The organism is Mycobacterium aquaticum (assembly GCF_002086485.1).
GTDB classification, from domain to species: Bacteria; Actinomycetota; Actinomycetes; order Mycobacteriales; family Mycobacteriaceae; genus Mycobacterium; species Mycobacterium aquaticum.
This window is the reverse complement of the sequence record NZ_MVHF01000054.1, coordinates 23,849-45,355: the sequence shown is the minus strand read 5'-3', so window position 1 is coordinate 45,355 and position 21,507 is coordinate 23,849. Positions and strand designations below refer to the sequence as shown.

32 protein-coding genes are annotated in these 21,507 nt (G+C 64.1%); all 32 read left to right on the top strand.

Annotation, left to right across the window (positions count from 1 at the left end; all coding sequences use genetic code 11):
* Positions 1 to 57: 57 nt before the first annotated feature.
* The 32 genes from BST13_RS33340 (at position 58) to BST13_RS33190 (ending at position 21,498) form a co-directional block, all read left to right on the top strand.
* Positions 58 to 513: a hypothetical protein gene (locus BST13_RS33340; protein ID WP_083169808.1), complete on the top strand. Its 456-nt coding sequence runs from the start codon at positions 58 to 60 to the stop codon at positions 511 to 513.
* Positions 510 to 1,520, top strand: coding sequence for a DEAD/DEAH box helicase family protein (locus BST13_RS33335; protein ID WP_083169806.1), 1,011 nt, complete (start codon positions 510 to 512; stop codon positions 1,518 to 1,520). Before BST13_RS33340 ends, BST13_RS33335 begins: the two co-directional genes overlap by 4 nt.
* A gap of 508 nt (positions 1,521 to 2,028) precedes the next feature.
* Positions 2,029 to 2,184 (top strand): hypothetical protein, encoded by a 156-nt coding sequence (locus BST13_RS39190; RefSeq protein WP_158087244.1) that lies wholly within the window; start codon positions 2,029 to 2,031, stop codon positions 2,182 to 2,184.
* A 190-nt stretch (positions 2,185 to 2,374) separates the two neighbouring features.
* Entirely contained in the window at positions 2,375 to 3,055 is a 681-nt protein-coding gene (locus BST13_RS33325) for a hypothetical protein (RefSeq protein WP_083169804.1), read from the top strand.
* Complete coding sequence (locus BST13_RS33320; protein WP_083169802.1) at positions 3,052 to 4,587, top strand: DNA cytosine methyltransferase; 1,536 nt, start codon at positions 3,052 to 3,054, stop codon at positions 4,585 to 4,587. Before BST13_RS33325 ends, BST13_RS33320 begins: the two co-directional genes overlap by 4 nt.
* A gap of 286 nt (positions 4,588 to 4,873) precedes the next feature.
* Positions 4,874 to 5,434, top strand: a complete 561-nt coding sequence (locus tag BST13_RS33315) for a hypothetical protein (protein WP_142282896.1) — start codon at positions 4,874 to 4,876, stop codon at positions 5,432 to 5,434.
* Between the two features lie 67 nt (positions 5,435 to 5,501).
* Positions 5,502 to 5,747 (top strand): hypothetical protein, encoded by a 246-nt coding sequence (locus BST13_RS33310; RefSeq protein ID WP_083169798.1) that lies wholly within the window; start codon positions 5,502 to 5,504, stop codon positions 5,745 to 5,747.
* Positions 5,744 to 6,268, top strand: a complete 525-nt coding sequence (locus BST13_RS39550) for a hypothetical protein (RefSeq protein ID WP_211296250.1) — start codon at positions 5,744 to 5,746, stop codon at positions 6,266 to 6,268. Before BST13_RS33310 ends, BST13_RS39550 begins: the two co-directional genes overlap by 4 nt.
* The gene (locus BST13_RS33300) at positions 6,265 to 6,645 is read left to right on the top strand and encodes an HIT family protein (RefSeq protein WP_083169796.1); all 381 of its coding nucleotides are present in this window, start codon (positions 6,265 to 6,267) and stop codon (positions 6,643 to 6,645) included. The genes BST13_RS39550 and BST13_RS33300 overlap by 4 nt, the downstream gene beginning before the upstream one ends.
* Positions 6,646 to 6,835: 190 nt before the next feature.
* Positions 6,836 to 6,991 (top strand): hypothetical protein, encoded by a 156-nt coding sequence (locus BST13_RS39365; RefSeq protein ID WP_170064367.1) that lies wholly within the window; start codon positions 6,836 to 6,838, stop codon positions 6,989 to 6,991.
* A 122-nt stretch (positions 6,992 to 7,113) separates the two neighbouring features.
* Positions 7,114 to 7,476 (top strand): GIY-YIG nuclease family protein, encoded by a 363-nt coding sequence (locus tag BST13_RS33295; RefSeq protein ID WP_083169794.1) that lies wholly within the window; start codon positions 7,114 to 7,116, stop codon positions 7,474 to 7,476.
* A 643-nt stretch (positions 7,477 to 8,119) separates the two neighbouring features.
* Entirely contained in the window at positions 8,120 to 8,308 is a 189-nt protein-coding gene (locus tag BST13_RS38485; protein WP_211296249.1) for a hypothetical protein, read from the top strand.
* Positions 8,301 to 8,726 (top strand): hypothetical protein, encoded by a 426-nt coding sequence (locus tag BST13_RS33285; RefSeq protein WP_142282895.1) that lies wholly within the window; start codon positions 8,301 to 8,303, stop codon positions 8,724 to 8,726. Before BST13_RS38485 ends, BST13_RS33285 begins: the two co-directional genes overlap by 8 nt.
* Positions 8,723 to 9,070 carry a hypothetical protein gene (locus BST13_RS33280; RefSeq protein ID WP_083169788.1) on the top strand — a complete coding sequence of 116 codons (348 nt, stop codon included), beginning with the start codon at positions 8,723 to 8,725 and terminating at the stop codon, positions 9,068 to 9,070. The genes BST13_RS33285 and BST13_RS33280 overlap by 4 nt, the downstream gene beginning before the upstream one ends.
* Positions 9,067 to 9,279, top strand: coding sequence for a hypothetical protein (locus BST13_RS39185; RefSeq protein WP_158087243.1), 213 nt, complete (start codon positions 9,067 to 9,069; stop codon positions 9,277 to 9,279). Before BST13_RS33280 ends, BST13_RS39185 begins: the two co-directional genes overlap by 4 nt.
* A gap of 328 nt (positions 9,280 to 9,607) precedes the next feature.
* Positions 9,608 to 9,880 (top strand): helix-turn-helix transcriptional regulator, encoded by a 273-nt coding sequence (locus tag BST13_RS39180; protein ID WP_158087242.1) that lies wholly within the window; start codon positions 9,608 to 9,610, stop codon positions 9,878 to 9,880.
* On the top strand, positions 9,877 to 10,878 hold the full coding sequence (locus BST13_RS33270) for a hypothetical protein (protein ID WP_083169784.1): 1,002 nt from the start codon (positions 9,877 to 9,879) through the stop codon (positions 10,876 to 10,878). Before BST13_RS39180 ends, BST13_RS33270 begins: the two co-directional genes overlap by 4 nt.
* Positions 10,875 to 11,198 carry a hypothetical protein gene (locus tag BST13_RS33265; RefSeq protein ID WP_083169782.1) on the top strand — a complete coding sequence of 108 codons (324 nt, stop codon included), beginning with the start codon at positions 10,875 to 10,877 and terminating at the stop codon, positions 11,196 to 11,198. The genes BST13_RS33270 and BST13_RS33265 overlap by 4 nt, the downstream gene beginning before the upstream one ends.
* A 34-nt stretch (positions 11,199 to 11,232) precedes the next feature.
* Positions 11,233 to 11,568 (top strand): hypothetical protein, encoded by a 336-nt coding sequence (locus BST13_RS33260; RefSeq protein ID WP_245839906.1) that lies wholly within the window; start codon positions 11,233 to 11,235, stop codon positions 11,566 to 11,568.
* A 609-nt stretch (positions 11,569 to 12,177) separates the two neighbouring features.
* On the top strand, positions 12,178 to 12,402 hold the full coding sequence (locus BST13_RS33250) for a hypothetical protein (protein WP_083169778.1): 225 nt from the start codon (positions 12,178 to 12,180) through the stop codon (positions 12,400 to 12,402).
* Between the two features lie 99 nt (positions 12,403 to 12,501).
* Positions 12,502 to 12,906, top strand: coding sequence for a hypothetical protein (locus tag BST13_RS33245; protein WP_083169776.1), 405 nt, complete (start codon positions 12,502 to 12,504; stop codon positions 12,904 to 12,906).
* A 4-nt stretch (positions 12,907 to 12,910) separates the two neighbouring features.
* Positions 12,911 to 13,171 (top strand): hypothetical protein, encoded by a 261-nt coding sequence (locus tag BST13_RS33240; protein ID WP_083169774.1) that lies wholly within the window; start codon positions 12,911 to 12,913, stop codon positions 13,169 to 13,171.
* Positions 13,172 to 13,327: 156 nt separating this feature from the next.
* Positions 13,328 to 13,540, top strand: a complete 213-nt coding sequence (locus BST13_RS33235; protein WP_142282894.1) for a hypothetical protein — start codon at positions 13,328 to 13,330, stop codon at positions 13,538 to 13,540.
* Positions 13,540 to 13,965 (top strand): hypothetical protein, encoded by a 426-nt coding sequence (locus BST13_RS33230; protein ID WP_083169770.1) that lies wholly within the window; start codon positions 13,540 to 13,542, stop codon positions 13,963 to 13,965. Before BST13_RS33235 ends, BST13_RS33230 begins: the two co-directional genes overlap by 1 nt.
* Before the next feature lie 7 nt (positions 13,966 to 13,972).
* Positions 13,973 to 14,341, top strand: a complete 369-nt coding sequence (locus BST13_RS33225) for an HNH endonuclease (RefSeq protein WP_083169768.1) — start codon at positions 13,973 to 13,975, stop codon at positions 14,339 to 14,341.
* 252 nt (positions 14,342 to 14,593) lie between these two features.
* A complete protein-coding gene (locus BST13_RS33220) occupies positions 14,594 to 15,088 on the top strand; it encodes a phage terminase small subunit (protein WP_083169767.1) in 495 nt (164 codons plus the stop codon).
* 6 nt (positions 15,089 to 15,094) lie between these two features.
* On the top strand, positions 15,095 to 16,813 hold the full coding sequence (locus BST13_RS33215; RefSeq protein ID WP_083169765.1) for a terminase large subunit: 1,719 nt from the start codon (positions 15,095 to 15,097) through the stop codon (positions 16,811 to 16,813).
* Between the two features lie 12 nt (positions 16,814 to 16,825).
* Positions 16,826 to 18,280, top strand: coding sequence for a phage portal protein (locus tag BST13_RS33210; RefSeq protein WP_083169763.1), 1,455 nt, complete (start codon positions 16,826 to 16,828; stop codon positions 18,278 to 18,280).
* A complete protein-coding gene (locus BST13_RS33205) occupies positions 18,264 to 19,976 on the top strand; it encodes a hypothetical protein (protein WP_083169761.1) in 1,713 nt (570 codons plus the stop codon). Before BST13_RS33210 ends, BST13_RS33205 begins: the two co-directional genes overlap by 17 nt.
* On the top strand, positions 19,973 to 20,242 hold the full coding sequence (locus BST13_RS33200; RefSeq protein ID WP_083169759.1) for a hypothetical protein: 270 nt from the start codon (positions 19,973 to 19,975) through the stop codon (positions 20,240 to 20,242). The genes BST13_RS33205 and BST13_RS33200 overlap by 4 nt, the downstream gene beginning before the upstream one ends.
* Before the next feature lie 122 nt (positions 20,243 to 20,364).
* Positions 20,365 to 21,078 (top strand): hypothetical protein, encoded by a 714-nt coding sequence (locus BST13_RS33195; RefSeq protein ID WP_142282893.1) that lies wholly within the window; start codon positions 20,365 to 20,367, stop codon positions 21,076 to 21,078.
* Positions 21,079 to 21,087: 9 nt separating this feature from the next.
* Positions 21,088 to 21,498 (top strand): head decoration protein, encoded by a 411-nt coding sequence (locus BST13_RS33190; protein ID WP_083169755.1) that lies wholly within the window; start codon positions 21,088 to 21,090, stop codon positions 21,496 to 21,498.
* Positions 21,499 to 21,507: the final 9 nt, after the last annotated feature.

Below are 21,507 nucleotides of genomic sequence, written 5' to 3'. Positions count from 1 at the left end.
GTGGACAGATGAGCAAGTTACTGCGGCGATAGCCGATTGGGAGAAGAGGGCAAGACGATGACCGAACTGCACGACGCCGCCACGAGAGCTGGCGTATTCCAATACATCCAGAAGCGGGCGGGGGAACTGCTGGCGCTGGCGAAGCAGGAACTGCAGGCGTTGCCGTTCGGTGACACCGTCGCCGGTCGGCACGGCGATCAGGTGCTGTGCAAAGCGTCGTGGGTGAAGGGCCGCAAGTCCATTGTCGTGTCCGATGATCGGGCGTTGCTGGCGTGGGTGAAAGAACACCACCCTGACGAGATCGTCGAATCGGTCAACCCCGCGTTCCTAAAGACCTTCAGTGAGATTGACGGCCAGGTGCATTGGAACGGTGAACCGGTCGACTTCATGGCGGTGAAGCAGGGGGAGCCGTATCTGGCGGTTAAGGGCAACGATGAGACGCCGTTCCTCGTGGCCCAGTTGTTGACGAGTGGTCAGGTGTCCCTTGACGGGCTGAGGCAGATCGAACAATGACCCTCAAGACAAGACCACCAACGTGCTCTGTTCCCTGGCCGCTGCTGCTCGTTGAAGGTGGTGAGAAAGCGGGCAAATCGTGGGCGGCTGCGGTCCTCTCATCGTCGGACAAGGTTGGCCGGACACTCTGGATCGACTGGGGTGAAGGTGCTGCCGACGAGTACGGCGCCATCCCCGGAGCCCGGTACGAAGTGGTCGAGCATGACGGCACCTGGCCCTCCATCATCGAGCAGGTCAAGGCCGCTCGGGATGAAGCCCAACGCGCTGTCGACGCCGGCGAGAAACCCGTCGTCCTGGTGATCGACTCCATGACTGCCGAATGGTCTGACCTCAAGGAGTGGGTGGATGCGAAGGCGAGGAGGCGTGACGCCAACCGCAAGAAGCTCGAGAAGGATCCTGAAGCCGAGATTCAGATCACCCCGGACCTGTGGAACCTCGCCAACGGCCGCCACAAGGACCTGATGCGGATCCTCATGAGATTCCCCGGAATTGCGGTGATGACGGCGCGGGGCGCTGATCAGATGGAGATGGACAACGGTAAGCCCACCACCAGACGGACGTGGAAGGTGGAGGGGCAGAAGGATCTAGCGTTCGACGCGTCGGTGTGGGTGCGGTTGGGGCGTGGTGAGCATCCGCAGATAATCGGGGCCCGCTCGGTGCATGCGGGGATCGTTCCGGGTGAGGACAAGGCCAAGCGTGTTCCGGATATGACGTTGGAACAGTTGGTGTTCGACATTTTGAAGTGTGATCCGAAGACGGCGCATGTTCGGGAGTTCGCATCGGTGCAGGACCGGGTTCTGGATCTGTTGGATCGGGTGGATCGTGCTGGGTCGAAGGATGAGCTGACCGGGGTTTGGCGTGAGGCCAAGGCCAGTGAGGTGTTGAACGTCGGTGTGTTGGATGGGCCGACGGTGCAGGACGCCATCATGGCCCGCGCGCAAGTGCTGGAGGCAGCACCACCTGCTGAGTCAGAGCCAGTGCAGCAGGAATTGGGAGAGGCGTCGTGACCGGATTCTCTCCCGCAGTGCGGGAACTCATCACCACAAGATCCGGCGGCCGGTGCGAGATCCGGTGGGCATGCGGCGGTGACCAAGCGACGCAGATTCACCACCGCCGGCCCCGAGGTATGGGCGGCTCTAAGCGCGAGTCAACGAACCTGGCATCGAACGGGATTCACGCCTGTACTGCGTGTCACCTATTCGCCGAGTCGGAGCGGAACCTTGCGCGCGAGTGCGGGTGGTTGATCCCGCAGGCGGAGGATTGCCCGGAAACTGTTCCCGTCCTGATCAACCGGCGCCGGTCCCTGCTGGAGGATGACGGCACGGTAGTCGTACTTCCACCACCGGTGACAGCTGTGTGCCCGGATTGCCCTGTGTGGGCTCGTAACCCATCCCATTTTCCGGATCGTGATGGTGCTGAAGTGTTCGCGGATCGGCATGCCATCTACAACCGGGGGCATGCGGATCGGCATGCCATCTACAACCGGGGGCATGTCGTGGACATCCAGGAGGTGCCGTGAATCTCCTCGAATGGATTGTCGCCGGTACCGCTGAACTCGTTGTCGCATACCGCGAGAACTGGCGGATGGAGCAGATCAGCCGTCACGCCTGGACTGTGTTCGCGATCTACTTCACGGTCCCGCTCCTGATCATCACGTTGGTGGTCGGCTGATGACCCTCAGTGTCATGTGTGCCCACTGTGGTCATCTACCGCACCCTGATCGTCGATGCCGTGTTGTGCGTGTCGACGGACCCCCATCCACTGAGGGGCGGAAGGTCGGTGACTTTTACGAGCACACCGGACGTACTGAAACCCCCTGCACCTGCACTACTTACACCGCTGAACTGAACGGAGCCGAAAAGTGACAGCGATCGATTACGACGACCTCGACGTGGCCAGGGCATTGGTCGGCGACGGCGTCCCCAGCAAGTCAGCACTACCCGCTGTGTGGTGGCTGACCACCGACCCGAACCAGATCGACGCCTACGACAGGTGGCAGGCCGCATACACGGACCATCTCGAAAGAGTGCGTGTCCTAGCGGAATCCATCGGGCTAGAACTCACCGACGCCTACATCTCCATATTCGCCAAGAGCTCTACCATCCTAGGTTTTCGCGTTCCCGCCCGGATGGAATACCGCAGGCCCGGCGACCCCGACTATCTGCCGGTGCCTGACGGCTGGCGCATCGACAGCAAGACGGGCCGCTTAGTTCCATCGCGGAGGACGAAGGCTGATCGGGAATCTCAGGCCAACAAGGACTTCGCCGCGATCACCGACGTGCCGAACGTCCGCAACTATGTCACTGGCCTGCCTGACTCGATCTACCTGGACGACAGGGATTGCGGCGGCACCATGTACGCCGTCAACTACCGCCGTGGCGAGTCGTGCTTGTGGGCGTACTCGGGTGGCGACCCTGATAGGCAGTCGGGTTCGGATCGCCGACAGGCGGTGATTGACGATTCCGTGTGGCACCGGATGAAGCTGTCGATCCTTGCCGCACTGATGGAGGAGAAGGCCGACCGCACTGAGGCGGGCGTATGACCCTCACCCTGATCGACATGTTCTGCGGCGCTGGCGGATCGAGCACGGGTGCGCTGGAAGTGCCGGGCGTGCAGCTAGTCGCGGCGGCCAATCACTGGGACCTGGCCATCGACACCCACGCAGCGAATCACCCCGACGCCGAGCACATCTGCGCCGACATCTCCCAGTACGAGCCCCGACTGTTCCCGCCCGCCAAGATGGCGTGGCTGTCCCCGTCGTGCACGAAACACTCCATCGCTCAAGGCGTGAAGCAGTCCGACAAGCAGCCCGACCTGTTCGGGGAAACACTGCCCGATGCCGCGGCCGAGCGGTCGCGAGCCACCATGTGGGACGTCGTCCGGTTCGCCGAGTACTTCCTCTACGAGGCCGTGATCGTGGAGAACGTCGTCGAGGTGACCGCGTGGCCGCCTTACCGGGCCTGGCTGTCCGCGATGGAATCGCTGGGCTACTCGCACCAGGTGGTGATGCTCAACTCGATGCACGCCCAGATGCTGGGGCCTGGCGCGCCGCAGTCTCGGGACCGGTTCTACTGCGTGTTCTGGCGTCGAGGGAACCGGGCACCGGACCTGCAGCGGGTGATCCGGCCGCAGGCGATCTGCCCTGAGTGCGGGCCGGTGCGTGCCATGCAGTCGTGGAAGAGGCCCGGCAACACGATCGGCAAGTACCGCAGTCAGTACGTTTACGTCTGCCCGCATGTGAAGTGCCGCAACCAGGTTGTGGAGCCGATCGCACGACCGGCCGCCGAGATCATCGACTGGGCGCTGGAAGGCACCAGGATCGGTGACCGGTCAAAGCCCCTCGCGGACAAGACAATGGCACGGATCCGCGCCGGCATCGAACGCTACTGGGGGCCGCTTCTGGTTCCGGTCGAAGGCCGTGACGGGAAGGCAGCGCGGCCTGCCGATGAGCCGATGCGCACGGCGACCGCGCGCAATGAGACAGGGCTGGCGTTCCTCACGCAGTTCCGCGACCGCATCCGCGATCTTGACCCCGCTGTCGAACCATTGACGACGGTTGTCAGCGATGGCGCGGGGCACGCCCTGGTGCAGCCGCCAGCGTTCATCGCCGAACTGCGCGGCGGCGGCAGCACAGCACGCGCCGTCAGCGACCCGCTGGCCACCGTCACCGCATCGGGCAACCATCACGGTCTGGTGACCAGCTACTACGGCACCGGCGGCACTGTCCCGGCCAGCGAAGCCCTACCGACGGTCACGACGGTGGAACGTCACGGCCTGATCACCCCGTCCGGCGGGACATGGCGGGAACGCGCCACGTCGACGGCTGAGCCGATCCCTGCGCGCACCACTCGTGAAACCGACGGGATCGCAACCGGGTTCACGGGCAGCCTCGATGATGTCCGGTTTCGGATGCTCGAACCGCGCGAGTACTCACGGGCGATGGACTTCCCCGAGGGGTACCGGATGCTCGGTAATCGTCGGGAACAGGTTCGACTTGCGGGGAATGCGGTCACCCCACCTGCCGCGCGGGATCTCGTTGGTGTCGTGGCTGAGTCGCTCGGGGTGGTCCTGTGATCACTTCTGGTCGTAGGCGGTGTGTCCGCATTCGGCGCACCGGTAGCTGGTGGTGGATACCTGCGCTTGGGGTGGGTGTCCTCGGCCGCGGTGAACATGTCCGCGGATCGGTGTTAGCCCGTCGTCGGACCAGGGGAGTAGGCAGCGTGGGCATGTCATGGGGAGTGTGGCGATCCACGCGTCGGGGCGGATTTGCACCATCGCGGACTGGTACCAGGACCAGTCAGTGGTGGTGGGGCGGGACATGGACGGCACCGTACCGCCACGAAGCGACAGGCGGTGCGTCGTGAGGCATCCCGAGTTCGGTTACTGGTCACCATCGGACGCCAACCGGCGCAAGTTCCAGCCGGAACCTGGCGACATCGTCACGTGGGGTGACTTCAAGCCTTGGGTCGTCATCGACATTCGGGAGGGCGTCCCGCACAGGGACAACCCCGGTGCCGAGTACACCGTCTATCGGATGCGGCCCGTCGGCGTCGACGACAACAAACAGGACATTCATCGCGGCTGGACCTACGGCGGCCCGACTGTTCTCCACGATCACTACGGACTGTGTGTTCACTGCGGCGAGCTGCTGCCGTGCCGAGCCATCATGGCCGAACGCACAGCCAAGTCGGCCGCCGAACGCATGGCGCGGTACGACACACCCGGCATCTGCCCTGAGTGCACTGAGCCGGTGACCCACCGGCAAGAGCGGGAGACGTTCCCCAACATCGTCGTTCCCGCCGGTCCGCCAGTGACTTTCCATGCCGGTCGCCGTAAGTGCCGGTATGCGATGGAGCGGTACCGCGACCGAGTTGGCCAGCAGGAATCGCAGCTGCGGCTCGACGGCGGGGAGCTCTTCTGATGACCGCGGAATCGATGCTCCGACACCGTTATCGACGACGCACCACCGGATCAACCAGGAGGACACGATGAGCGACCCAGCAGTCGAAGCCGCGCAGAGGGCGTGGGAGGAATACGAAGCTCAGGGTGGAGTCTGGAAACCGGAAGCGCTGAGGCTCGCTGCCCGTGAGGCGTTGAAGCCGATACGCGAACTGCATCAGCGGGTGGACGATGGCCACCCCAGCGGCCTGCCCACGTGTGAACACTGCCAGGGCGACTGGCCCTGTAGCACCTCTGCACTGATCTACACCACTGAGGAGCTGGAGGACCGATGAGCGACGTTGTGGAGCGAGCCAAGGCGGCGCTGGAAGGCGTGACTGAAGGGCCGTGGGGCAACTACGGAAACGCTCCGTTCGAGGTATTCCAGGAACCAGAGGTGGGCCAGGAGTACATCGCGCCACGGGTTTACGCGCTCGCGGACGCCCAATTCATCTCGCGGGCCCGATCGTTGGTGCCCGAGCTGGTCGCCGAGGTGGAGCTACTGAGAAGCACTCAAGGGCTGTCCGTGCAAATCCCCGAGTATGGCGAGTGGGGATCAGAAACCCTCGCCTACCTATTCCTGGACTTCGGTATTCAGCCGGGGGACGGCTACGAGGCTGCATCGGCACGGCAGGTTGACCTACTCCGCGAACTCGCCGCTGCCAACGCAGAAGTCGAACGGCTGCGGGCGGGCTATGCGGCAGCCATCCATGATCTCCACTTCTGGGCTGGCTGCATTCACAGCAACGAGAGCATTCAGGACTCGATGCATTCGGCAGCCCGCGCCCATGAGACCCGACTGGAGGGTGACCAATGAGCGATTGCCCGTTCTGCCCTGACAACTGGGAAAACCTCGACATCGTCTATCGGCCGAGTGGTGATAAGGCAATCGTCAATCCGCTCAGTCCGGTCACCGATGGGCATGTGCTCGTCATTCACTGCAAGCACACCTCAGATGCTGCGGCGAATCCCGAGGTGGCGTCTGAGTTGATGTTCTCGGCGGCAATGTGGGTGGCCTATCGCGGCATCCAGGCCAACATCATCACGAGCATCGGACCAGACGCGACACAAACGGTGCGCCACACCCATCTTCACGTCGTGCCGCGGCGGCTCAATGATGACCTGCCCCTGCCGTGGACACCGCAGCAGATGGAGCGGGAACGGTGGCGTCGAGCATTGGAGGCTGACCGATGACCACCCTTCTCCGTGCTGCGTTGTATCCGAATTGCACTGAGGGCGTCTCCCGCAAGGGGCGTTTCCAGCCGTGTGGTTCTACGACGGTGGCTGTGCGTTACGACCCCGACAGTGGTGACCCGTATCCAGTGTGTGCTCATCACGCACGGGCAGACATGGTGCCACTGCTAAAAATCCTGGAGGACATGCGATGAGGATCTGCAAGCACTGCGGCGTCCGTATCGAACTCATCGAATGCGCTGACGGTCATGACCGGTGGATGCACAAGGTGCAGCGCTACTCGCCACCGATCCCTCCGTCCCTCTACCTGGAATGCGACCTACCGAGAACGGTGGCCGAGCCATGACGGTGCGTTCCCTGTTCACACGCCGAGAAGCGATCGGAATGCGCCGCTGTCCTGACTGTGGGTGGCATCCCGAAACGCAAGGGCACCACCCCGAATGCCCAAACCGAGAGGAAGAGGACTAGATGGCGCGAGAGCGCATACCGCTGGGTGACGACCTTCTGGTCACCACCCTGAACGCCCGCCACCTGCCGCCCCGACGCGGCCAAGACGCCGTGCACGGGCAATGGGCGGTCTACACGGTGTACGAGTCCCAGCGCCGCATCAGAGTTCCGCTGTACGTGGGCGTCACGAAGAACATGCCCGAGCGACTTCACCAACACCGCCGCGACAAGATCTGGTGGCCACTCGCCGGAGACATCAAGGTCCACGGCTACTTCCACAACCGCGAGGATGCCTACGAGGCAGAGGAGCAGCAGATCCACGCGCTACAACCACTGCTCAACGTCGTCGCGAATCAGCACACAGAGGCGGTGTTCGATGGCTAATGCTGCGGCCCTCATCAATGAAGGGTTGTGGAGGAAAGACAGGGATTTCCAGCGGCTTCCACGCATGGCGCAGTGCACGTTCTGCCAAGTCCTATCGCAGAAGGACCTGGACACGGCCGGCGGTCTGACGTTGCACCTAGACCTGCTGGTGAAGGCTTGCGATGAGTTGACCGTGGAGCAGCTGAAAGCCGACCTCGCTGTCCTGGAAGCTCACCGGTTCCTGTTCGTGGACTACGACACCGATGAGTTGTTGGTGCGGTCCTATGTGAGGTTGGTGAGTGCGAAATCCGCTACGGGCAAGACGAATAACGCGTGGAGGTCAGTGCCGAAGAATGCTCGGTTGATCGCGTCGGAGAAGTTGAGGCGGGAGTTGGCGGCAGAGCTGAGGCGGTTGCGGTTCAAGCAAGCAACGGATTTGGCCGACGAAATCGATCCTGATCTAACCCCCTCTGGACCCCCTTCTAACCCCCTTTCGACTGGCTCTGAACCCCCTACTGATTCCGAAGGGGGTCCGAAGCCCCCCAGTTCAGTATCAGTTCCAGTTCTAGTGTCACCTTCCGTTGTTGGTTCAGTTGGGGAGGGCCCCCGCCCCGAATGCCCCGACCATGAAACGAATTCGGAGACCACCTCCTGCCTGCCGTGCATGAAGCGCCGGAAGTGGGACAAGGCACACCCGGACTACTTCGCGCGCCTGGAGGCCGAGGAGAAGCGGCAGCGCGCGGCCGCGCGGCAGAAGGCGATTGACGACTGCCCGATCTGTGACGAGTTCGGTGACATCACCTACGACGACTCGGTTCTCAAGTGCAACCACCAGGAGACTCGCCATGCCTGATACCGCAGACCGGCCCCACGCAGCCCCAGACGCGTCAACGCCACCACCCGTGGGGGATCGGATGCCAGAACCGGCAGGCGGGCTCTCAGCCCCGAAATCGACCGGAGACGGCGCCGTTGCACAGCGCATAGCCGACCTGCAGCACGGCGCGCAGCTGCTCCGGGACCACGCCGACCGGATCGGCCACCGTGATCTCGTTGCGCTGGTGGCCGACTGGATCGACGCCGAAGCCCTGATGTGGGAAACCACGCAGCAGATCGTGTCGATCATCAAGGCCGCCGCCACGGTCGAGATCTCAGGCGGCCGCGCCGGCAAGGTCCACTTCGGGGTAGCTGACGGCAAGCCTCAGACCGTCATCGACACCTCCACGCACGCAGACAGGATCATCGCGGCAATCAGCGAGGAGCTTGCGCGGTGAGCGGCGCAGAGGTCTTCACCAGGCCGACCCGGTACGAGGTGACGGCGTGGCCCGGACCGATCGACGGTGTGAACAGGTCGCTCTACGTCCTGTACGTCGAGTGGCGTGGTGGCGACCGGTGGTGTGTGACCGACGGTACGTGCTGCTATCGGAAGGACGGGCACAAGTCCTACGAGACCAACCCATCGAGTCGCACCGACCGATTCAAGAGGGCCTACCGGTTCTCCCTCGATGAGGCTCTGGCACTGGCGCAGAAGGTCGCGCCGAAGATCCGCGTCGGCGCCGGTCCGAACCGCAAGGGGATGAACGCCGCCGAGATGTGGGAGTGGGAGCAGGCCCGATGAGCAGCTACGACGACTTGGGTGGTGGGCGGCGTGTCCCCGCGGCCTACGACGGGTGCATCCACCGGCCGTGCACCGAGTGCGGCGCTCAGCCCGACGAGCTGTGCACGTTCGATGTGCAGGTGCCGTCACCGTCCGGGCCGAAAACGGTTCGCAAGACCCGGCATTGCCCGTGCGTGTCCCGCACCAGGACCCCGGAGGCCGGTCAGTGACCGATATCGAGGCACCGGAAACGGCACAAGACCGCAGAGAGCCCGAAACGTGGGGTATCCCAGGACACGCCCTGATGACAACGTCGTTCCGAATTCCAGGCGGAAAGCGGCAGTGGCACATCCGCTGCTCGTGCGGGTGGCACTGGCATGGCGACCCGAGCAAGACGCGGAACCGCGCCCTGAGCATCGGGATCGAGCACCACCTCGCTGCACCACTTCCGGTGGCCTGCCCGACGCCGGACAAGCGCAAGTTCAAAACCCAGGTGAAAGCGGAGCGGGAGTTGCACATCTTCTGGAGAAGTCGAAGGTCGCGAGGCAAGGCGATGCCGTGCCGGGTCTACAAGTGCCCGTGCGGTTACTGGCACACCACATCGAAACCAGCGAGGCCCGCGTGACCGAAACAGTGTCCGATCTCGTCGGCCAGCTCGTTGCTATCCGCAAGGCCAAGGGCATCCTGCAATCCACGGTCGCTCGACGCATGCACGTCACCCGCCCCGCTGTGTGCCACCTGGAACGTGGCCGCTACTCGCCAAGCCTCGCAGTGCTCACCCGCTACGCCGCGGCGATCGGGGCCCGCATCACCGTGGAGGACGTTCAGTGACCGAACTGCACCGCTGCGTGGTGCCCGCCGGCCGCTGCTTGGGCACCGAGCTCGACAACCGCGGCACCAAGCACGCCGCTATCGTCACGGCCGACGGCCAGTTGTGCGAGAAGTGCATCCGCCACGTCTCGAAGATCTTCAAACGGCTCGAAGACGACTGGGATGCCCTGGAAGTCCTGATGGGGGAGAAGCAATCCCAGCAGGGTGTCCGGGTGTCGTACACGAGCAGCCCGGGTGTGCCGCTCAACACCGATGCCGAGGCGAAGCAGGTGTTGATGCTGGAGCTGGTCGACCTGGCAGCGGACATCGTCGCCGCGGCCATCGACAAGGACTACACACCACCGGTGAAGCGGTCACTGCGCCTGCAGACAGGTGTCGACCTCGTGCACCCCAACCTGTCGGTGCTGCTCGAAGCCCCCGCCGACTGGGTGCTGCGGTGGGACCGCTCCGGTGAGGTCCACGGTGAGGAACCCACCGAGTACGTCAAGCTCGGCCCGGGCAAGTACCAGGGGTTGGATCGTGACGGCAACGAGCTCGACGGCACCGGCGGCCGCCACGTCCTCATGTCCGGCGTCGACATCGCCCTCGAACTCTGGGGACTGCACGACCTGATCCGCGGCATGTACGGGGCTCGGAAACGCGACCAGCGCCGCGAATACCCCATGCCGTGCCACGGCTGCGGCCGCCGCGCCCTGCACCGCGAATACGGCACCGACCTCATCCACTGCTCGAAATGCCCCCCGAACTCCCAATGGGGCAGGGGATTCACCGAGGACGACTACCACCGGCTCGCCGGGTTCACGAAGTTCCACCTGAAGGTGCAAGAGGAGGCTGACATGGAATTGCTGAAATGGCTGCTCGCCGAAGCTAATTGGGAGAAGCAGGTCACCGCGTGGCTGGCCGCCGAGAAGGAATGGCACCTCGAACGCGCGGCCCGCGTCGCCGGGTTCACCACCACCGTGGAGCTCGTCACCGCGCTCGACAGGCACAGCGCATGAGCTTCATCCGAGAGAACCGCCTCCGCCAACTCGTCTTCGTGCTGTGGCACGAACTCGGCAAGCACATCGACACCACCGCCCTGGAACGCGGCATCCGCGAAGAAGGACTCGGCTGGGCACTGCCCACCGACTCCACCGTCGCCGACGACGCCTACCTCACCCCGGAAGAGCTGTGCCGCCTGCTCGGCTACACCGAGTCGGGCATCCGGAACTGGAAGCAGCGCTACAACCTGCACACCACCGACGACGGGAAGTACCGGTGGGGCGATGTACGCGCGGTCCTGGAAGACCGGGGCGGCCCACGCAGGCGAGCCAGCTGACGCAATTACCACTTATCGGCGAAACGGAGGAACCATGAGCAAACGATTTCGACCCTTCATGCAGCGGCAGTGGGACGGCAGCGTGCGGTGGGTGCTGGACATGTACGAGAAGTCCAACGGTGTTGTGATGGCGCTGTTCAGTGCCGACCCGCCGCCCGACCAGGATCGCGGCCTGTATGGCAAATACCGCGTTGAGAAGGTCAACGGCAAGCCGCTGGGTCAGTGCTTCGTGCTGGAGGAACACGACCCGCACGCGATGGCAGCATTGCGGGCCTACGCCGAATCGTGCCGTCCTGACTTCCCATTCCTGGCCGACGACTTGATGGTCATGGCGAACCGTTGGCACGCCAACCGCATCGCTGCAGGTTGACGTAAGGAACGAGCGTGGGCGAACACCTGGGCGCGTGGTGCGAATGCAGCCACAACACGTCATGGCACGACGACACCGGCCGCTGCCACTACAAGGCGTCTCGGTTCGACCATGCGACCCAACGCAATATCGGCGTTCCATGTGAGTGCTTCACCCTGCGCGTGGCCGACGTCGTGGTGACTACGTGGCCCGATCAGTGCCGTCAGTGCGGCGAGAAGCACAGGCACATCGACGCTGAAACCGAACTCTGCGGCAAGTGCCGTAGCTGACAGACGGAGGAAATATCGAAAAGTGTTGCACGCCAACAGCATTAGATGCTAAGTTATAACCACAACAGAACAGAGGCCAGCCGGGACGGAAACGTCGCACGCGCCCACTCACTGAGACCGGGCCTGGAAGGTACAGCGTCCCCCTCGCAGACTCTCGTGGATGCAGCTGGCCCCTGTTCTGCTTGACGCAAGGGGTGCGCGATGTACGGCTACTGGTCGGGCTTCTGGCACAAGCTGAGAGGGCACAAGATCACGGGCCACCGTGACGGCATTCGATGCAGTTGCGGTAAGGACTGGGGCGTCGGAGCGCTCTCGTGAAGCTGAGGTCAGGAGATCAAATATGGCTGCTGAAGTACTCAAGGAAAGCTACGTGCTCGCAACCGGTTACGCGGCACTGATGGGCGCGGACGCTGAAGCGCAGCACCTGTTCGCCCGACGCTACGACTACCCAGTAACCGTCGATCAGCTCGCGGTCGATTGGACCGAATTCACGCTGGCATCGCGCCATGCCGCGGCTATCAACTCGGAGATCGCAGCGCGCTCGCCGACGGCTGTGGATTTGTGAAACCGACGCCTCAGACCGCCATTTGGTCGTAGCGTCTTGGCCTGGCGGGTCGGATCGGCGCATCCGCCCGCGTTCGAGGCAAATCAGAAGGGGTGACCAATGGCCGATTTGATGGGCGACGGATTCTCTGAGCAGGTCAGAGCGTTCTTCGAGGAGAACGAGCGACGTACGCGGGAAATGATGAGCCAAGTTGGAGCCCAGTTGGAAGCGCAACAGAAGTTCATCAAGGACGCGCTGGATAGCCAGTTGGCGGGACAGCGGAAGGCGATCTCGGATGCGCTTGAGCGCTCGTCGGCCAAGCAGATCGGAGACCGGCTGGCAGACGACTGGAGAGCAGCGATGAAAAAGGCTGGTGAAGTCGCGGAAACGGGAATCAAGGAGGCTATGAAGGCGCTGGAGCGGGAGAGGGAGCGACAGCAGCAGGCTTTCAAGAAGCTACTGGAGGACATGCCCTCCCTGAGGCCGAAGCCCGGCCAGAACAAACCCTCGGACGACGCGAAGTAGATCTGTGCCAAATCCACGGGACGACGCGCTGCGTGAGGCAGGGATCATCCTTGGAGCGGCAGAGGCTGTCGTCCAGGCGGAGATCGTCTGCGCGGTATCCACGATCGCGCACGGTCTCAGCGATGCCGCGGCCAAGCTGGCGGGGATCGGTGCGGCATGCGCTCAGCTCGGTGCTCTGTTCGAACCACTCATGGATCTGGCGGCCGATGTGCAACGCCACGAGGACGAGCATGTCGCGTTGTGGGACGACGAGATGCGGTTCTGATCCGACGCGCTACCACGGGTAAATGACAATCGTGTGATTTCGTGGGACACTGTTTCGCAAGTACAACTGTGCCCAATTCCGGGTACGGGAACGCAACGCCCCGAGAGCCTTCCGGCCCGGGGCGTTTTGCGTGAGACAAACCCCCGGGAGTGTTCGATGGCTGCACCTGATGATCCGATAGGCACGGTGCGCGCCACCGAGGGAGTGCTCGCTCTACGGGCGCCGGTCCACAGCATCAGGCCCGATGTGGACGACGACGCACTCAGCTGGTTCATCATCGACATCGGCGGCGCCGAGGCCCTGTTCGACCTGGAGTTCGAGGAGATCGAAGACCTCATCGGCACCTGGCCCATCGTGTACCAGCCCTGATGCCGCAGACCCGCTTCACCGTGCGGCACCGTGCTGGTGCTGGATCACCGTGGTACTGGCTCACCGTCGCCGTTTACGACACGATCGCCGAGCTGCAGGCCGCAGCCCAACGGCTCAGGCCATCCGACGTACCGGGCTTCTGGGACAACTGCGCTGGCTGCTTCCAGCCGCACACGGACAATCCGGGCAGCGGATACCTCGGCATCATGCGGCTCAGCCACGAGCAGCTCACCGTCGACACCATCGTCCACGAATCAGTGCACGCCGCAGTCGCATACACATGGCGCAGCCTCGGACTCAAGGCACTCCACCTGAATCCGTACAGCCAGCGCAGCATGAACGAACGCGAAGAGGTCATGGCCCACGCGGTCAACGGCATCGCCTGCGCCCTGCTCAAGCACCTGCACGTGGACACCTGCAGGTAGGCGGCGGATGCCACGCGCACCGCGCCGCTGTCCAGGCGACAACGGCAACTGCACCAACCTGATCCGCAACACGCGTTACTGCCCAGAACACACGATCGCATGGGCAGGCGAACGCACCGCGTCGAGCCGCATCACCTCAGATCGGCGCTGGAAAGAGGAAGTTCGGCCGCAGGTCCTGCAGGCGGCCGGCTACCAGTGCCAGATCCAATACCCAGGGATCTGCACGGGCTACGCCACCACGGTCGACAAGAGAGAGCCAGCAGCGCGGCGTCCAGACCTCGCCTACGACCCGACGAACTGGCAGGCAGCATGCGACCCGTGCAACGAGCACAAGGCGCGCACCGTCGATCGTGGCCCCAGCAAGCGGCGCTCCTGAGCCGTCGCCCGGCCGCGCCGGACCCCCAGGCCGCCCACCCCCTCCCCGGGGGCAAGGGGGGACGCCGCGTAGTTCTGTGAAAAATGCTCTGTACGGGTTGGGAAAATTTTCGGGGCCTGGCGAAAACCCGCGTCAGTCGCCCTGAAAGGGCCTGCCGCGCAGGGCATTTGAGCATCTCAGATGTGTTGCGCCGCAGCATCTTTCATCGCTCCCGACATGGGAACTGCATCTTTCCTGACATAGGAGCCCGCCATGCCCGGACCGACTGCGAAGGACCCGACTCTCCGTGGACGTCGGAACAAGACGACGACCCGCGCGACGCTGAGTAAGCCGGACGCCGAGACTACGGAGAAACCGAAGCTGCCGAGCAGCATCGAGTGGTACCCCGAGGTGGTCGCGTGGTGGGACGACCTGTGGACGTCCGAGCCCCGCAAGGAATGGATCGACGTCGACACCCACCTGCTGTACGTCGCGGCGCGGCTGTACCAGATGATGTTGGATCCGGATACGAAGCCGACCGCTGCGAAGGCGTTGGCGGGTGAGTACCGGCAGATCCTGGTGCAGTTCGGGCTGACGCCGATGGCGCGGCGGACTCTGCAGTGGGAAGTGCTGCGGGTTGAGGGCGAGAAGCAGAACGCGGCGCGTAGAGCGTCGTCGGGCGCAACCTCAACGACGGCGGCGAAGGCGGCCCCCCAGGCGACCGCCCGAGTGGACCCGCGCAAGAGGCGCCTAGCAGCCGTGCAGTAGCGCGCTATGGAGCTGATCGTCCCGCCGGACGGCGACGTCCTGTATCCGACTCTCGGGGAACAGGTCTGCGACTTCCTCGAGGCTCACTCGGTATTCGGCCCGGGCGACCTCAAGGCGCAGCCGTACCGGATGTCCGAGGATTGGCAGTACGTCACCTACCGGTCCTACGAGCATTGGCCGAAGAAGCATCGCAACGCCGGCCGCCGCCGCTTCAAGCGGACCAACGTCTCGATCCGAAAGGGCGCGGCCAAGACCGAGTTCCTCGGCCAGATCGCCTTCGCCGAGCTGCACCCGCACGCACCGGTGCGGTTCAACGGGTACAACCCCGACGGCTCGCTCGCACTGGGGCGCCCGGTCGTCGACCCGTTCATCCCGCTGCTCGCCAACGCCAAGATCCAGGTCGAGGAGCTGGCGTACGGCGCGCTGAAGGTCATCTGCGAGAACGCCCGCATCGCGCGGTGCTTCTGCGAAGAGTGCCAAGGGGATCTGTGTCACTGGTGCGGTGAAGACTGCATCGGTCCGGACGCGTTCGATGTCGGTGTCGACCGGATCCTGCGGGTCGGCCCCGACGGCAAGGCCGACGGAAAGTGCATACCGGTCGCCACGGCGCCGGACACCAACGACGGTGGCCGCACGACCTTCAACGGCTACGACGAGACGCACCGCCTGTACCTGCCGACGGAGAAAGCCGCCGTCACGACCATGGACGAGAACCTCGGCAAGAGATACGCCCAGGACCCGTGGGGCATGGCCGTCACAACCGCCGGCGAACCAGGCCAGGAATCCGTTGCTGAGGACAATCACTTCGAAGCAGAAGCGATGGCCCGCAATGAAGTCGAGCGGCCCGACACGTTCTACTTCCACCGCCAAGCCTCTGACGGCTGGGACATGCGGAAGTTCTCCGATCGCGTCGAGGCGATCCGCGAGGCGTCCGGTCCAGATCTGGCCAGCCGCACCGATCTTGAGCAGATCGCCGCTCGGTGGGACAAGCCGAAGGCCAACAAGGGCTACCTCGAACGGGTGTGGACCAACCGCTGGCTGCAGCAGTCCGCGCAAGCCTTCGATATCGGGCGCTGGAACAACCTCTACGTGCCCGACGTCATCCCGCCTCGGGCATTCGTCACGATCGGGTTCGACGGTGCTCGGATGCGGGACGCGACAGGGTTCGTGGTTACCGACGTGAAAACGGGACTCCAACAGCTCGAAGGTGGGTGGGAGAGACCCCACGACGCGCCGGACGACTGGGAAGTCGACGAGCTCGAAGTCAACGAGAAGCGCAAGGAACTGTTCAAGCGGTTCCGCGTGCTCAAGCTGTACGCCGATCCGCCACACTGGAATTACACGGTCGGCTCGTGGGCGGCGACCCACCCGGATGTGGTCGAAGAGTTCTGGACCAACCAGCGGCGACGCATGTTCAAGGCCATCCAGGCATACGAGGATGCGATCGCCTCGGGCAGCGTGAAGCACAACAGCCCGACCGGCGACAACGACGGCGACCTGGCCAACGTCGGCGACCTGACCCGGCACCTGCGCAACGCGGGCCGGCGCAGCACCAACCTCGTCGCCAACGAGGAGACCGGTGAGAAAGTCTGGATCCTCACCAAGATTCACCCCGACCGGAAGTTCGACTTCTGCATGGCCGGGATTTTGTCGTGGCAGGCCCGCATGGACGTGCTGCCGAAAGTGCCGAAGCCGAAGAAGCGTGTCTTCGCTCGAATCCGATAGGAGGGTGGGAAGTTGGCTGAGCTCACCCCCCAGGAGTGGTTCGACAAGCTCAACGCGCGCTTCACGAAAGCGACACGTCCGGAGTGGTCGGACAAGCTGCATCGCCCGGTGGCCATCCGCCCACGCAACGAGGTCCTGGACACACTGTGGTCCTACAACGTCGGTGATGCTCCGCTGCCGCAGGTGGCGGAAGGGTACGAGGATGCGTTCCGGGACGTGATTCGGCAGGCACGCTGCAACTACGCGCCGATGTGCGTCAACGCGATGTTGGATCGCATGGAGCAGCAGGCCGTTTCGACGCTCGTCGACAACGACGCCGGCGGCGACGACGTGGGCGCTCGGATCATGGACGAGTCCGGGTTCGGCGCGATGACGAAAGACCTGTTCGGTTACCAGTTCTCGATGGGCGAAGCATTTGCGATGGCCGTCGACAACAACGGGGACACCCCGACCGCGCACGCGATCGACCCGCGTCGCTGCATCGGGATACCCGACCGCACCAACCCCAGTCGACTGCGTGCGGCGTTGGTCAAGGACTACGACCTGGTCGACGAGGTTGAGCGTGCGCACCTGTTTCTGCCTGGCCGCCGTTGGGATGTTGACTTCGATGGCTCGAAGTGGGCAGTGAAGAATCCCGATCGGCCCGAGACGATCAGCGGCTTGGACAAGCTGGGCGGCATCCCGATCGTCCGATTCCTCAACCCGCACGGACTCGGCGAATACGAACGGCACCTGGACCTGCTCGACCGCATCAATGACATGACCTTGAAGCGGCTGATCATCGTGGCGTACCAGGCGTTCCGTCAGCGCGCGATCATCGGCGACGACGACGATGACGACGACGATGACGACACGGCAGACCCGGTCGACTGGGAGGCATTGGCGTCCACCGTATTCAGTGCGAACCCGGGTGCGCTGTGGAAAGTCCCTGACGGGTTCAAGTTTTGGGAGTCGCAGGCGCTGGACCTGTCGTCCATCCTGAACGCCAAACGCGACGATGTGAAGGAGTTCGCCGCCGTCACTTCGACGCCGCTGCACCTGATCACCCCAGACGCTGCGAACGGATCCGCTGAGGGCGCTGGCCTGATGCGTGAGTCGGCGACATCGAAGATCCGTGACCGGCGCTCGCGTGCGACTCCGCAGATGAAGTTGCTGTGGCGCATCCTCTTCGCGTTCAGCGGCGAGGCCGATCGCGGTACCTCGATCAAGCTGCACTGGGGGCCAATCGAGTTCCGCACCTTGGCCGAGAAGGCTTCAGCGTCGTCGCAGGCTGTCGGCACTCTGTCGCTGCAGCAACGCAACGAGCAGATCTGGGAGATGTCGCCGGAGGAGACCGAGGCGAACATCAACCAGATGGCGGCCGAGGCGATCCTGCTGCCTGGTGCCCCGACGACGCCGTCGCAACCGTCGCAACCGGCCGCGGCGCCCACGCCGGCGGTGGAACCGGCCAATGTCGGCACCGCTTAGCCCACCGATCACCTATCGGCAGGCCCTTGAGCAGGCGTCCGCACAGCTCGCCGAACTGAAGACGCCGAAACCCACTGCGGAGCAAGCAGTCATCGCCACCGCGGCGGCCGCCGACACCGTCATTGCGGCCAGGGACCGGGCGTCCGCACACGCAAAGCAGGCGATTCATCAGCTCTGGGCGGCGGTGAACCCGTACGACGAGACCGCGGTGGCTGAGTTCGCTGCCCAGGCCGCCCGCATCATGGCCGCGGCGCAGGAAGCTGCGGCGAAGGCCGCGGCGGTCGGTCAGGCGCATCAGCTGGCCGCGGTTGGAGTGAAAGTACCGGCGACACAGTCGGTACCGCTCGACGTTCGGGCGCCAGCTGCAGTCATCAAGAACGGGCTACTCGTTCTGCGCCAGCACGCGGTGAGCGTCGACTACGCCGAGGATTCCGCCAAGGTCTCGACCGCCGATATGACCACGCTGGGTGTGTTCAAGCGGCCGGCCGCGGTGTACCGGTACGCAAAGTCCAAGGGCGCAACCGATGTCCAGGCCGCTGCCCTGGCCGGGCAGCGCATCGATGCTCTGATCGACGACAACCTCATGCTCGCGCAGCGTCTCGCACAGCAGCAGGTCCTGGTGTCCGCGGCTGAACCGGTCGACCTGGACGGAAGCCCGCAGGCGAAGACGAAGATCATCGGGTACCGGCGGGTTATCCATCCGGAGCTGTCCCGCGGCGGCACGTGCGGCATGTGCATCGCGGCGTCCGACCGGATCTACTACGTCGCCGAACTGATGCCGATTCATGCGCACTGCAAGTGCACGATCGCCGCCATCACCGAGGACTACGACCCGGCCGATGACCTGAACGCGGTCGACCTGAACCAGCTGTACAAGGACGCCGGAGGGACGTCGTCGGCTCACCTGAAGCGGACCCGCTACAAGGTGGACCAGCACGGCGAGCTCGGCTCAGTGATGGTGCCGAAGTCGAAGTACAAGCCGCGCACGACCAAGTCGAAGGTGCGCGTCGGCGGGACGGCGCTGCAGTCCGATCAGCCGGCCCAGGCCGAGGTGGCCAAGCACCAGCTGCGCGTGATGGAGGAGAACCTAGCGCGGCTGCGGTCCAACGGCGAGCCCGAGAGCTCCTCGAAGATCGCCTATCACGAGAAGCTCATCGCGAAGCTGCGCAAACAAGCAGAGGAGCCTGAGCCAAGCGCTGGCGGTGGCGGCGGCGAACCGCCACGTAACATCCCGCCGGTGGCAGGTTCCCCCGACGATCGCTACCCGGACATGGACAACGGTGACCCGGCGCCGCTGCGGCCGTCCGATGTCCAGCCGCTGATCGACGACGATCTCGCCTACATGCTCGACGGAGACGGGCATGGCGGTGGTGGACACAGGGCCGGTACCGGTATCCCGGGCAAGAGCGAACTACCGGCGGGCTGGGACGAAACGAAGCTGCTGGAAGCGGTCGAGGCGATTCTGTGGGGCCAAGACCTCCAGCGCAACATCACACCGGAGAACCTCGGAGTCGTCTTCCGCGGCCTACACGACGGAGTCATCTTGGCGGTACCGGTGCACGATTACGGCCGATACTGGGAGGTCGCCACAGCCTATCCGCTCAGCGGGGATGGCGTGCATCGCAATGACGCCACAGGCCGCCCGGTGCCCGTTCCGTTGAACCCGGCGGACCTGACTCGTAAGCTGGACTCGTGACCGCGACCAAATCGCACATGTTGGAGGACCTGGCTTTGGTCCTCCGCAAGGTGCTGCCGGTCAGCAACACCATGGTTGACCACTACATCGCCAGTAGCGAATGGGACCAGGCTGTCCTGCAAGGACTCGCTACTTTCGATGCGGAGCAGGTCGCATTGCCGGCCGATGTTCGCGAAATGGTCAACGAGATGGCGTATGGGTCGAGCGTGTATCACAAGGTCCGCAAGCGGGCTCTCTACCATCTCGATCGCATACCCGTCAGCTAATACTTCGTAGACACAACAACCCCGTGAGCTGAGCTCCGGGGTTGTTTCGTATGCACACAATCTTCCGCCATGACCGGCGGTTGGACCCGTCATGGGTTCCCATCCCGACAGGGGAGTAGTCAGTGACCGACCTACCGTTCCACCCCACCATTCCTGGACTGCAGGCACTCGCTATCGGGCGCCGTGGCCCGATCTGGCCCGTCATGGGCGGATCTCAGCCACTCGGCGAGCCATCGGCTGGTGATCCGCCAGCTGACCCAGCTCCTGCAGATACGCCGCCGGCGGATCCGCCGCCCGACAGGGGCTTCCCGGAGAACACGCCGATCGCGGACATGAACGCGGAGCAGCAGGCTGCCTACTGGAAGTTTCACGACCGGCGCAAGAGCGACACGCTCCGCGCCTACGAGGGGATCACTCCAGAGCAGGCCAAGCAGTGGAAGAAGGACGCGGAAGACGCGCGCCGAAACCAGTTGCAGCCGAGCGAGCGTGCCCTCGAGGACGCTCGGTCAGAAGCAGCTGCGACGGCCGCGCAAGAGGCGGCCGCAGAGTGGGCCGGTCAGCTCACCGATGCCATCGTGGGCCAGTTCGTGCAGGAAGAGGCGCAGCGGTCAGCTGTGCTCGCTGGCATCAATCCGATGACGTTCGTCAAGGACGGCAAGTTCGATAAGGACGCGCTCATCGGGCATCTCACCAGTCTCGCAACCGCTTTCGGCGGTCAGGCGACCGGTGAACCACAACCCAGACAGTGGGGCCAAGGAGGATCGCAGCCGCCGGCGACGTCCGGGCGCGATGAAGGACTGGCCGAGGCAAGGCGTCGCGGCTACATCAAGGACTAGGAGTTAACGATGTCGACTGACATTTCTGTTCGCTCCAGCAATTACCAGGTCGAGGACCGGTCGTGGCTCGTTGGACAGCACGGCGTCGACATCACTCCTGGTATCACGCTGGACATCTCGAAGTTCACCAAGGCCACGCACTTCGCGAACGGCTACATCCCGTCGGGCACTGCGATCGCGAAGATCACCGCGTCGGGCCTGTACGGGCCGTACGACGATTCGAAGTCGGACGGCACCCAGGTCTGCGCAGGCTTGCTGTTCAGCTCGGTGCGCGCAGTGGACCCGAACACCGGCAACACCCTGACCAAGGTCGGCGGCGCCCGGTTCATCCACGGTGCAGTCAACGTGGCCAAGCTGCCGGCCAACTCCGGGATCGACGCCAATGGCAAGACCGACTTGCCCCTGATCGTGTGGCTGTGAAGGAGAACT

Bases quoted from the DNA above. Each gene is read 5' to 3' on its own strand.
- BST13_RS33340 (WP_083169808.1), top strand. From the start codon at position 58: ATGACCGAACTGCACGACGCCGCCACGAGAGCTGGCGTATTCCAATAC.
- BST13_RS33335 (WP_083169806.1), top strand. From the start codon at position 510: ATGACCCTCAAGACAAGACCACCAACGTGCTCTGTTCCCTGGCCGCTG.
- BST13_RS33320 (WP_083169802.1), top strand. From the start codon at position 3,052: ATGACCCTCACCCTGATCGACATGTTCTGCGGCGCTGGCGGATCGAGC.
- BST13_RS33310 (WP_083169798.1), top strand. From the start codon at position 5,502: ATGAGCGACCCAGCAGTCGAAGCCGCGCAGAGGGCGTGGGAGGAATAC.
- BST13_RS39550 (WP_211296250.1), top strand. From the start codon at position 5,744: ATGAGCGACGTTGTGGAGCGAGCCAAGGCGGCGCTGGAAGGCGTGACT.
- BST13_RS33300 (WP_083169796.1), top strand. From the start codon at position 6,265: ATGAGCGATTGCCCGTTCTGCCCTGACAACTGGGAAAACCTCGACATC.
- BST13_RS39365 (WP_170064367.1), top strand. From the start codon at position 6,836: ATGAGGATCTGCAAGCACTGCGGCGTCCGTATCGAACTCATCGAATGC.
- BST13_RS33295 (WP_083169794.1), top strand. From the start codon at position 7,114: ATGGCGCGAGAGCGCATACCGCTGGGTGACGACCTTCTGGTCACCACC.
- BST13_RS38485 (WP_211296249.1), top strand. From the start codon at position 8,120: ATGAAGCGCCGGAAGTGGGACAAGGCACACCCGGACTACTTCGCGCGC.
- BST13_RS33285 (WP_142282895.1), top strand. From the start codon at position 8,301: ATGCCTGATACCGCAGACCGGCCCCACGCAGCCCCAGACGCGTCAACG.
- BST13_RS39185 (WP_158087243.1), top strand. From the start codon at position 9,067: ATGAGCAGCTACGACGACTTGGGTGGTGGGCGGCGTGTCCCCGCGGCC.
- BST13_RS33265 (WP_083169782.1), top strand. From the start codon at position 10,875: ATGAGCTTCATCCGAGAGAACCGCCTCCGCCAACTCGTCTTCGTGCTG.
- BST13_RS33260 (WP_245839906.1), top strand. From the start codon at position 11,233: ATGAGCAAACGATTTCGACCCTTCATGCAGCGGCAGTGGGACGGCAGC.
- BST13_RS33250 (WP_083169778.1), top strand. From the start codon at position 12,178: ATGGCTGCTGAAGTACTCAAGGAAAGCTACGTGCTCGCAACCGGTTAC.
- BST13_RS33245 (WP_083169776.1), top strand. From the start codon at position 12,502: ATGGCCGATTTGATGGGCGACGGATTCTCTGAGCAGGTCAGAGCGTTC.
- BST13_RS33235 (WP_142282894.1), top strand. From the start codon at position 13,328: ATGGCTGCACCTGATGATCCGATAGGCACGGTGCGCGCCACCGAGGGA.
- BST13_RS33230 (WP_083169770.1), top strand. From the start codon at position 13,540: ATGCCGCAGACCCGCTTCACCGTGCGGCACCGTGCTGGTGCTGGATCA.
- BST13_RS33225 (WP_083169768.1), top strand. From the start codon at position 13,973: ATGCCACGCGCACCGCGCCGCTGTCCAGGCGACAACGGCAACTGCACC.
- BST13_RS33220 (WP_083169767.1), top strand. From the start codon at position 14,594: ATGCCCGGACCGACTGCGAAGGACCCGACTCTCCGTGGACGTCGGAAC.
- BST13_RS33215 (WP_083169765.1), top strand. From the start codon at position 15,095: ATGGAGCTGATCGTCCCGCCGGACGGCGACGTCCTGTATCCGACTCTC.
- BST13_RS33205 (WP_083169761.1), top strand. From the start codon at position 18,264: ATGTCGGCACCGCTTAGCCCACCGATCACCTATCGGCAGGCCCTTGAG.
- BST13_RS33190 (WP_083169755.1), top strand. From the start codon at position 21,088: ATGTCGACTGACATTTCTGTTCGCTCCAGCAATTACCAGGTCGAGGAC.